This is a genomic window from Pseudonocardia nigra (assembly GCF_019396355.1).
In the GTDB taxonomy this organism is placed as follows: domain Bacteria; phylum Actinomycetota; class Actinomycetes; order Mycobacteriales; family Pseudonocardiaceae; genus Pseudonocardia; species Pseudonocardia nigra.
In genome coordinates, this window is record NZ_JAHKRK010000549.1 from 1 (window position 1) to 739 (window position 739).

Annotated in this window: 1 protein-coding gene; it reads left to right on the forward strand. The window is 68.9% G+C overall.

Translation table 11 applies throughout. The annotated features are described in order from the left end of the window. The coding region (locus KME75_RS42140; RefSeq protein ID WP_219420679.1) for an IS630 family transposase at positions 1-739 on the forward strand (739 nt) is incomplete at both ends.

The following is a 739-nucleotide window of genomic DNA, read 5'->3' on the forward strand; positions in this document are numbered from 1 at the left end:
TGATCATCATGGCGTCGTCGTCGGGGACACCGGTTCCGGCGATCGCCCGCCTGGTGGCTGCGGACGAGGACACCGTGCGCGATGTGGTGCACGCCTTCAACGAGCGGGGGTTGGCCGCGCTGGACCCTCGGTGGGCGGGAGGCCGTCCCCGCCTGATCAACGATGAGGACATCGAGTTCGTCATCGCGACGGCCAAGGCTCGTCCCCGCGCGCGCGGGTGCCCGTTCACGCACTGGAGCGTGCGCAAGCTCGCCGCGTACCTGGTCGAGAACCCGGACCGGCGGGTCCGGATCGGTCGTGAGCGGCTGCGCCAGCTGCTGCGTGAGCACCGGGTGTCGTTTCAGCGGACCCGGACATGGAAGGAGTCCCGCGACCCGGACAAGGACGCCAAGCTGGACCGGATCGAGGAGGTGACCAGCAAGTTCCCGAACCGCTGCTTCGCGTTCGACCAATTCGGTCCGCTCTCGATCCGGCCCTGTCACGGCAGCACCTGGGCGCCCGAGTCCGGGCCGATGCGGCTGCCCGCGACGTATCACCGCACGCACGGCATCCGCTACTTCCACGGCTGCTACAGCCTCGGCGACGATCAACTCTGGGGCGTGAACCGGCGCCGCAAAGGCGGTGATCACACCCTCGCCGCGCTCAAGTCCATCCGTGCGGCACGCCCGGACGGCGCACCGATCTACGTGATCATGGACAACCTGTCGGCGAACAAGACCCCCGCGATCAGAGCGTGGGC